The organism is Amycolatopsis sp. NPDC051071 (genome assembly GCF_040682875.1).
In the GTDB taxonomy this organism is placed as follows: Bacteria; Actinomycetota; Actinomycetes; order Mycobacteriales; family Pseudonocardiaceae; genus Amycolatopsis.
Genome location: NZ_JBFBBY010000258.1, coordinates 1 through 8,060, shown reverse-complemented (window position 1 = coordinate 8,060; position 8,060 = coordinate 1). Strand labels below are relative to the sequence as shown.

General features: G+C 67.4%; 7 protein-coding genes and 1 pseudogene. 5 read left to right on the top strand and 3 right to left on the bottom strand.

The genetic code is table 11. The features are described 5' to 3' along the window. Positions 1–183: 183 nt before the first annotated feature. On the bottom strand, positions 184–582 hold the full coding sequence (locus AB0M65_RS39270) for a RidA family protein (RefSeq protein ID WP_364040176.1): 399 nt from the start codon (positions 580–582) through the stop codon (positions 184–186). A gap of 48 nt (positions 583–630) precedes the next feature. Here AB0M65_RS39270 and AB0M65_RS39265 point away from each other — a divergent pair, with 48 nt between their 5' ends. Continuing rightward, the gene (locus tag AB0M65_RS39265) at positions 631–3,036 is read left to right on the top strand and encodes a bifunctional salicylyl-CoA 5-hydroxylase/oxidoreductase (RefSeq protein WP_364040173.1); all 2,406 of its coding nucleotides are present in this window, start codon (positions 631–633) and stop codon (positions 3,034–3,036) included. Beyond that, a complete protein-coding gene (locus AB0M65_RS39260; RefSeq protein ID WP_364040170.1) occupies positions 3,033–4,175 on the top strand; it encodes an acyl-CoA dehydrogenase family protein in 1,143 nt (380 codons plus the stop codon). The genes AB0M65_RS39265 and AB0M65_RS39260 overlap by 4 nt, the downstream gene beginning before the upstream one ends. Here AB0M65_RS39260 and AB0M65_RS39255 read toward each other — a convergent pair. After that, complete coding sequence (locus AB0M65_RS39255) at positions 4,147–4,356, bottom strand: hypothetical protein (RefSeq protein WP_364040167.1); 210 nt, start codon at positions 4,354–4,356, stop codon at positions 4,147–4,149. The genes AB0M65_RS39260 and AB0M65_RS39255 overlap by 29 nt on opposite strands. On the opposite strand from AB0M65_RS39255, the gene AB0M65_RS39250 reads away from it, so the two are divergent. Beyond that, complete coding sequence (locus AB0M65_RS39250; protein WP_364040164.1) at positions 4,355–4,585, top strand: hypothetical protein; 231 nt, start codon at positions 4,355–4,357, stop codon at positions 4,583–4,585. The genes AB0M65_RS39255 and AB0M65_RS39250 overlap by 2 nt on opposite strands. 18 nt (positions 4,586–4,603) lie before the next feature. Here AB0M65_RS39250 and AB0M65_RS39245 read toward each other — a convergent pair. Continuing rightward, a pseudogene (locus AB0M65_RS39245) lies at positions 4,604–4,696 on the bottom strand (family 1 glycosylhydrolase); the annotation flags it as partial. 115 nt (positions 4,697–4,811) lie between these two features. Here AB0M65_RS39245 and AB0M65_RS39240 point away from each other — a divergent pair. Together AB0M65_RS39240 and AB0M65_RS39235 are read left to right on the top strand one after the other, a co-directional pair. After that, entirely contained in the window at positions 4,812–6,059 is a 1,248-nt protein-coding gene (locus tag AB0M65_RS39240; RefSeq protein ID WP_364040179.1) for an ROK family protein, read from the top strand. A 188-nt stretch (positions 6,060–6,247) separates the two neighbouring features. After that, positions 6,248–7,486 (top strand): family 16 glycosylhydrolase, encoded by a 1,239-nt coding sequence (locus AB0M65_RS39235; protein ID WP_364040161.1) that lies wholly within the window; start codon positions 6,248–6,250, stop codon positions 7,484–7,486. Positions 7,487–8,060 lie beyond the last annotated feature (574 nt).

Here is an 8,060-nt window from a genome sequence, read left to right as displayed (position 1 = left end):
ACTGAGGTGTGCTCTTCCGATCGGGGGCGCCCTCCACCGGGCTGCCCGCCGCCTCCGCCCGTGTCCTGACGGCCCCCTTTGAGACGTTGATCGTCTCAAAGGGGGCCTTCAGGACACGGGAGAACGCCAAGCGAAGGCATGACTCGCGTGCTGGACGCCGAACCCGGTTTGCCGCCAGGACCTCTAGACCACCGCGAAGCCCTGCACTTCGACCAGAGCCTCGACGTCCCAAAGCCGGCTGACGCCGATCCCCGCCATCGCCGGGTACTCGCTCCCGGCCAGCCGCTTCCAGACCGCGCCGATCTCACGCGCGTGGGCCCGGTAGTCGTCCATGTCGACGAGGTAGATGGTCACGCTGCACAGGTCCGACGGCTTTCCGCCCGCCGCGCGCAACGCGGTGAGCAGGTTCGACAGTGCGCGCTCGAACTGCTCGACCACGCCGTCCCCGACAATGCGGTTCTCCTCGTCCAACGCCGTTTGACCAGCGAGGAAGACGAATCTCCCGCTCGCCGCGACGGCGTGCGAGAAGCCGGAGGGACGACCGAGTCCTGGCGGATTGATGCGCTCCATACGGGTCAGCATATCCCGTATCGTTGACGGTCGTACATACCACGACATACCCTGAACGACGTGCGTATCGCGGTGTTAGGCGGCGGCCCGGCGGGGCTCTACTTCGCCGCGCTGGCGAAGCAGCTCCATCCCGATCACGAGATCACCGTCTGGGAGCGCAACGCACCCGACGACACCTTCGGTTTCGGGGTGGTGTTCTCCGACGAGACCCTCGGCGGCATCGAACACGCCGACCCGGTGATCCACGCCGCCATGCGGCGGGAATTCGCGCGCTGGGACGACATCGACGTCCATTTCCGCGGCACGGTGCACACCTCCGGCGGGCACGGGTTCGCCGCGATGAGCCGCAAACGGCTGCTCGGCATCCTCCAGGAACGCTGCGCCGGACTCGGCGTGGACGTCCGTTTCCACACCGAAGCGCCGAGCGCGACCGAGGCGAGTGCCGAGTACGACCTCGTCGTCGCGGCGGACGGCGTCAATTCGCCGACGCGCAACGCCCTCGCCGGAAGCTTCCGGCCGGAGATCCAGACCCGCCGCTGCAAGTACGTCTGGCTCGGCACGGACCTGGTCTTCGACGCCTTCAAGTTCCACGTGCTCGAAACCCCGCACGGAATCATGCAGATCCACGGCTATCCCTACAGTGACACCGCGAGCACCTTCATCCTCGAACTCCACGAGGACGTCTGGCAGCGCGCGTTCGGCGAGATCGCCGCGACGTCGCTCGCTCCCGGCGAGAGCGACGAGAAGTCGATCGAGGCCATCCGCGAACTGTGCGCGGACGTCCTCGGCGACCACCAGGTGTTCGCCAACAACTCGAAATGGACCGCGTTCGCCACCGTGCGCTGCGCGAGCTGGCGGCACGAGAACGTCGTCCTGCTCGGCGACGCCGCGCATACGGCACATTTCTCCATTGGTTCCGGCACGAAACTCGCCATGGAGGACGCACTCGCGCTCGCCGCCTGTCTGCACGAACAGTCCGATATGTCCATCCATGCCCCCGCCACCACCCTCAACGGAGACGCTTCGCGCTCGGCCTTGTACAAAGGACTCAAGGCGTACGAAACCGAGCGCCGCCCCGTCGTCACCTCGACCCAGCGAGCCGCACAGGCAAGCCTGGAGTGGTTCGAGAACATGGGCCAGTACACACATCAGGATCCGGCGCAGTTCGCGTTCAACATCCTCACACGCAGCCGTCGCGTCACCTACGACAACCTCCGGCTGCGCGATCCGGAATTCAGCGCCGAAATGGACACCTGGTTCGCGTCCACTGTGGACTCCGATGTCCGGCCGCCGATGTTCCAGCCGTTCCGGATCGGGAACCTCGAACTGCCGAACCGCGTCGTCGTCTCGCCGATGGACATGTACTCCTCCGACGACGGCGTCCCGACCGACTTCCACTTGGTGCATCTGGGAAGCAAGGCACTCGGTGGCGCCGGGCTGGTGATGACCGAGATGGTCTGCGTCTCCGAGACCGGCCGCATCACCCCCGGCTGCGGCGGGCTTTACACCGACGAACAAGAGCGGGCTTGGACCAGGGTCACCGACTTCGTCCACGGCAACACCCCCGCGCGGATCGGCGTCCAGCTGGGTCATTCCGGCCGCAAGGGTTCGACGAAACTCATGTGGGACGGGATCGACCAGCCACTGCCGGAAGGAAACTGGGAAATCCGCGCGCCGTCCGCGATCCCGTACAGCGACGCGAACCAGACCCCGCGTGAGCTCACCGTCGCCGAACTGCACGAGATCCGCGACCAGTTCGCGGAGTCGGCGCGCGCCGCCGGCCGCGCCGGATTCGACCTTCTCGAACTCCACTGCGCGCACGGCTACCTGCTGTCGTCGTTCCTCTCTCCGCTGACCAACCACCGCACCGACGACTACGGCGGCTCCCTGGAGAACCGGCTGCGTTTCCCGCTCGAAGTGTTCGACGCGGTCCGCGCGGCCTGGCCTGCCGAGCGGCCGATGACGGTCCGCATTTCCGCGACCGACTGGTACGACGGCGGGATCGAGGTGGATGACGCCGTCGAGATCGCCCGCGCGTTCGCCGAGCGCGGCGTGGACGGGATCGACGTGTCGACAGGGCAGGTCGTCAGCGAGGAGAAACCTCAGTACGGCCGCAGTTACCAGACGCCGTACGCCGACCGGATCCGCAACGACATCGGTCGTGAGTACGGGGTCGCGGTGATCGCCGTCGGCGCGATCTCCTCCTACGACGACGTCAATTCGCTCATCCTGGCAGGCCGCGCGGATCTGTGCGCGCTCGGGCGGACGCATCTCTACAATCCACAGTGGACACTGCACGCCGCCGCCGAACAGGACTATCCGATGCCCTGGCCGAAGCAGTACGCGGCGGGCAGCCGGAAACCGCAAGGCGGCCGCACGGACGGCCCGAAACCACGGCTGGAACTGTTGCGCTCCGGGGAACCCGGCACGGCGCACGCCCGCTGGCGACCTGGGAGCGATCGATGACGGCCTTCGCGTTGACACCGGAACAGCGTGCCTTCGCCGACGAAGTCCGCCGTCTCGGCGCCGAGAAACTCCGTCCGCTGGCCGAATCCGGCACCGAAGGCACGGTGAACCGGCCACTGCTCAAGGAAATGGGCGCACTCGGCCTGCTGTCACGGCTGTTCCCCGGCGTCGACGGCGGAAGCCCGAGCCGGGAGGCCGCCGCGACGGATCTGTGTCTCCTGCGGGAATCCCTCGCGAGCCAGAGCACCGAAGCCGAGACCGCGTTGGCCCTGCAGGGATTGGGTACGTATCCGGTTTTGCAGTCCGGGCAGGATTCGCAGGTCGCGAAATGGGTGCCCGCGGTCGCCGCCGGTGACGCCGTCGCCGCCTTCGCGCTCACCGAACCGAACGCGGGCTCGGACGCCGCGGCACTGGAACTCTCCGCCGAACCGGACGGCGACGGCTGGCGACTCACCGGCGAGAAGATGTGGATCTCCAACGCCCCCGAGGCCGATTTCTACAGCGTTTTCGCCCGCACCACGCCGGAAGCGGGCTCACGTGGCGTCTCCGCGTTCGTCGTCCCCGCCGACCGCGTTGGGCTTTCCGGTGAACACCTCGACCTCGTCAGCCCGCATCCCATCGGCACCCTGGTATTCGACGGCGTCCGCGTGGAACGGGACGAACTGCTCGGCGAACAGGACCGTGGTTTCGGCGTCGCGATGCGGACGCTGGACCTGTTCCGGCCGAGTGTCGGCGCGTTCGCCGTCGGGATGGCGCAGGCCGCGCTCGACGCCGCCGTGGCCCATGCCCAGGCCCGGGTCGCGTTCGGTGGACCACTGCTGAAGCAGCAGACCGTGGCGCACACCCTTGCCGAAATGGCGACCCGCACCGAAGCGTCGCGCCTGCTCGTCTACGCCGCGGCCGCCGCCTACGACGCGGGCGAGCGGAACCTGGCCGGCCGCGCCGCGATGGCGAAACTGTTCGCGACCGAGACCGCGCAGTACGTCGTCGATTCCGCCGTCCAGATCCACGGCGCACGGGCACTACGGCGAGGACATCTGCTCGAACACCTCTACCGCGAGGTCCGGGCGCCGCGGATTTACGAAGGCGCGTCCGAGGTTCAGCGGACGATCATCGCGCGGTCGCTGACTTCTTCCTGACCGGGCGGCGATCGAGGTACCACTGCCTGACGATCAGGGTCAGTGTCCCGCTCGTCCAGACCGTGATCGCGGAAACCGACTGCTGGTAGGCGAGTTCGCTGCCGCCGAACGTGGTCTGGACCCGCGGCTGCAGCACCACCATCGTGATCACCCCGACCAGCCGGTTGACGATGATCGACATGGTCAGCACGAAACTGCGGATCGAATGGAGCGAGCCGCCGGATCACTGGTGGGGCAGACCCGCCCGCCGCCCGCCGCGCACCCGCTCGACGACGTCGCGGTACGCGAGCCCGCTCTGCTTGATCGTCCGCGCCCGCCTGTCGCGCGGCTGCCGTGGCCGCGATATGCGCGGACAGATACGCGGCGCGGTCCTCGTCGCGGACGAACCCGCTCATCGGGGACGTCGGTGAACGCGCGGTGTCGCCGTGGTCGATCGACCAGGGCGACTGACCGTAGTTGTCCCAAATGGACGGTGTTCGTCCGTCTTCGGCGACCGCGCCTTCGATTTGGTAGGCCGAGATCCCGACTCCCCACCGGCATCGCGCCTTCCTCCCCTCCGGTCCGCCTTATTTCACCAGTTAATATATGGCGAAGGTTAAGGTCGTGAGGCATCCTGGAAAGGTCCGCCACCACAAGATGGGTACTCGCATGCCTGCCAAGCGCACCACCGTCCGTGACCTGCGGCGGCACAACCGTTCCCTCCTGCTGTCGAAACTCTACTTCGACGGGCCGTTGAGCCGCCATGAATTGAGCGGTTTGACCGGCCTGAGTGCCGCGACCGTCAGCAATGTGACCGCGGAACTCGGGGAAGAACGGCTCATCACCGAAGCCGGGCTGGTCGAATCCGACGGCGGCAGGCCACGCGTCCTGCTCCGCGTCGATCCGGCGTACGGCCACGTCGCGGGCGTCGACATCGGCGAAACCGGCGTCAAGGTCGAACTGTTCGACCTCACGATGAACCGGCTCGCCACGGTCGAACACCCCCTCGCCTCCCCGCGCCCCAACGCGGGTTCGGCCGTCACCCAGGTGGCGTCCGGGATCCGGGAAGTGATCGCGGAATCGGGTATCGACGAAGCGACCGTGCTCGGCGTCGGCGTCGGCGTTCCCGGCACCGTCGAGCAGGGTGAGGCACTCCGCGTGCACGCGCCCACCATCGGCTGGGAAGAAGTCCCGCTCACCGATCTGCTGCGCGCGGAGGGTGTTTCGCTGCCGTTGTTCATCGACAACGGCGCGAAAACCCAAGGCCAGGGCGAAATGTGGTTTGGCGCGGGCCGCGGCGCCCGGCACGCGGTGATCGTCCTGATCGGCTCCGGCGTCGGCGCCGCCGTGGTCACCGACGGCACCACGTACCGGGGTTCCACCAGCAGCGCCGGCGAATGGGGTCATACGACGATCGTCTACGGCGGGCAGGAATGCCGCTGCGGATCGCGCGGCTGCCTCGAGTCCTACGTCGGCGCGGAGGGCGTCCTCGCGCGCTATCGCAAGGCGCGTGGTGGGAAACCCGCCGCGGGCGAGGACGAGCAAACCCAGTTCGCCGCCCTGCTGGAGGCGGCGGGAAAGTCCAAGGCCGCGGCGAAGGTGCTGGAAGAGACCGCGGGTTACCTCGGCGCCGGAATCGGCAACCTGGTCAACCTGTTCAACCCGGAGCGGATCGTGCTGGGTGGCTGGGCCGGGCTCGCACTCGGCGAGGAGCATCTGCCCGCGATCCGACGCTCGGCAGGCGAGCACGCGCTGAAACACGTGTTCGACCAGACCGCGATCGAACTCGGGCAGCTCGGGCCGGACGCCGTCGCCATAGGAGCCGCCACCCTGCCGGTCGCCGCCCTGCTGGAGCAGGGTGCGGACCCGAGGACGGCCGGGTCGAAGCGCGGGACCGCCGCCTGATCACTCGCCGTGACTTCTGCACGGCCTTAATTCGAGGTTAAAAAATACGGCACTCGACGTCTTGTCGCCGTGGTAGAGACCATGCATACTTTGTTGTCAGGCACAACAAAGTGGCTCTGCCAGCGCTTTCCGTTCTCCCGCGTCCGCTGCCGCGCGGGATTTCCCCAACGGTCAGAGAGGCGACAACGATGTCCATCTCCCGGTTCCGCCACGTCATCCGAAGGACCATGGCTGTCCTCGCCGCCGCCGTCCTCCTCGGCTCACTCCCCGCGACGGCACAGGCCCCCGCTTCCGAAGCCGCCGTCATGGCCGCCACCTTCACCGACGACTTCAACGGTCCCGCCGGCGCCGGGATCGATGGGTCCAAGTGGCATTTCGAGACCGGCGACAACGTGAACAACCACGAGCGCCAGTGGTACACGTCGGGGACGAACAACGCGGCACTGGACGGCCAGGGCAACCTGGTCATCACCGCGAAGAAGGAAAACCCGGGCAACTACAACTGCTGGTACGGCCGCTGCGAGTACACCTCCGCGCGGCTGTCCACCCAGGGTCAGTTCAGCCAGACCTACGGCCGGTACGAGGCGCGGATGAAACTCCCGCGAGGGCAGGGCATGTGGCCCGCGTTCTGGATGCTCGGCACCGACATCGGCAGCGTCGGCTGGCCCAACAGCGGCGAGATCGACATCATGGAGAACGTCGGTTTCGAGCCGAACACCGTGCACGGCACCATCCACGGCCCCGGATACTCCGGCGCGGGCGGCATCGGCGCAGGCTACAACGGGCCGAACTTCTCCGACGACTTCCACACCTACGCCGTGGAATGGGCGCCGAACCAGATCAAGTGGTTCGTCGACGGGAACCTGTACCAGACGCGCACCCCGGCCGACCTCAACGGCAACCGCTGGGTGTTCGACCATGCCTTCTACCTGATCCTGAACCTCGCCGTCGGCGGGTACTGGCCAGGTGACCCGAACTCCGTCACCGTCTTCCCGCAGCGCCTGGTCGTCGACTACGTGCACGTCAACTCCAGCAACACCGCCGGCAACACCGGCCGCATCACCGGTATCGGCGGGAAATGCGTGGACGTCGCGGGCGCGAACAGCGCCAACGGCACCCCGATCCAGCTCACCGGATGCAACGGCAACGCGGCGCAGAACTGGACCGTCGGCGGCGACGGCACGATCCGCGCGCTGGGCAAATGCCTGGACGTCTCCGGTGGCTCGACCGCGGACGGCGCCGTCGTCCAGCTCTGGGACTGCAACGGTTCCGGCGCGCAGCGGTGGACGGTCAGCGGGGCACGCGACATCGTCAACCCACAGGCGAACAAATGTCTCGACGCCACCGGGAACAGCTCCGCGAACGGGACCAGGCTTCAGCTCTGGACCTGCGGCGGCGGCGCGAACCAGAAGTGGACGACGCCCTGACCCTCCCCTCGGACTCGCCCTTGGACTCCCCCTCCCCCTGCCCCTCCCCCCGTCCCCTCCCCTCCCCTCCCCGCATTTATTGAGGGGTAAGGCAAAGGTGGCGTGGTGCCCGGGCTCGCTGTGACCGACTTGTTCGCGGGGTTGGCGGCCAGAGCGAAGGCGTGGCTCGCGTGCTTGAGCACGTAACTCGCGTGCTTGAAGACGCATCTCACGTGCTGGATGCCGAACTCAGGGTGTGCGGGGCCTGAGCACGCGAGATTCGCCTTCAAGCACGCGAGATCCCTCTTCAAGCACGCGAGTTCCGCCTTCAAGCACGCGAGTGCGGTGCCGCGCCACCCCAGGCACCACCTCGCCCGAAGGCGCCACCTTTGCCTTAACCCTCAAGAGAGCCCAATGCCACGTAGCGTAAGTTGATCAACCTCTTGGCCTGAGTTCTTTGTCGGCAACGACAGCTGACGCGACACCCGGGCGCATGCGTCCATTATGGACAGTGACAGGTGTGGCGACAGGGGTACAGGTGGCGTCGGCCGCGGGGGTCGTGAGTGATAAGGGTCGTTAGAACGACCCTTATCAC